This is a genomic window from Secundilactobacillus angelensis, assembly GCF_012641075.1.
Taxonomy (GTDB): domain Bacteria; phylum Bacillota; class Bacilli; order Lactobacillales; family Lactobacillaceae; genus Secundilactobacillus; species Secundilactobacillus angelensis.
In genome coordinates this window covers 1-966 of record NZ_JAAXLJ010000058.1, presented here as the reverse complement: position 1 = coordinate 966, position 966 = coordinate 1, and the positions used below count along the sequence as shown (strand labels likewise).

Sequence of the window (966 nt, the reverse complement as noted above, 5' to 3'; positions counted from 1 at the left end):
AAAATCTAAATCCATAAAGCCAGCCTCCTAACCAAAATCAATTTTATCCAGCATCGTTTCAGTACTAGCCTGGTCTAAGCCTAAATAAGCTAAAGTCATCGCCTCACTGGAATGATTGAGCAAATTCATGACTAAGCCAATATTATAATTTGATTGCGTGTAAACGCGATAAGCCCCGGTTTTACGCATCGTATGGGTCCCTAGATAATTAATTCCTAACAGATCGCCAACCTTACTCATGATTTTGTAAAATTGTTTTTCTGTAATATGGCGCTCGGGGTGTTGAATGGAAGGAAAGAGCCATTCAGAATCCAGCTGATGATCAAGTAGCCATTGACGGTACAATAAGAGCTCTGTTTGAACAGGTTTAAGGTACAAGGTATTAGGTTTACCAGTTTTTCGGTCGTGAATAAACGCATTTTGTTTAATAGAACCGTCCGGATTAAAAATATCGGCCTGTTTTAAGCGCATGACATCACTGACTCGCAGCAGTGTCGCTTTGCCAACTTGAAAAACTGTATAGTTACGCCGGCCAGCTTTAAAGTTGTTGAGTAAGGTATCTTGAACTTCCTTGAGAACATTTGAATCTTTGATGGGTAAGACAACTTGTTGCATAGTTTGAGCTCCTTTAAAATTTTTGATTTTTAGTACAAATTAAAGTACAATATTAAGTACAAAGAAAGGGTGGTAAATATGACATTAGCATTAACACAGAGCGATTTTCGCGCTAACTTAAAAAAATATTTAGATCAAGTTAATGACGAAGACGAAACCGTTTATATTGCTCGTTCAAATAGTCGCGCAGTGGCCATCGTTTCACAAGAAAAAATGGATTGGCTAGAACGAGCATTAAAAGCTAAAGAAGGCTCGTTAGAATATGCAATTGCACGTGATCAGTTAATTAAACGCCATGTTTTACCTGACGATGAAATTGTTGAATCAGATGATGATTATTGGGGTCAGTTT

2 protein-coding genes are annotated in these 966 nt (G+C 37.6%); one reads left to right on the top strand and one right to left on the bottom strand.

The features are described 5' to 3' along the window. Nucleotides 1-27: 27 nt before the first annotated feature. Nucleotides 28-615 (bottom strand): site-specific integrase, encoded by a 588-nt coding sequence (locus HC026_RS12330; protein ID WP_010012550.1) that lies wholly within the window; start codon nt 613-615, stop codon nt 28-30. A gap of 78 nt (nt 616-693) precedes the next feature. Between HC026_RS12330 and HC026_RS12325 the strand changes: the two genes are divergently transcribed. Then, on the top strand, nt 694-966 hold a 273-nt coding region (locus HC026_RS12325; RefSeq protein ID WP_168926199.1), incomplete at its 3' end, for a type II toxin-antitoxin system Phd/YefM family antitoxin.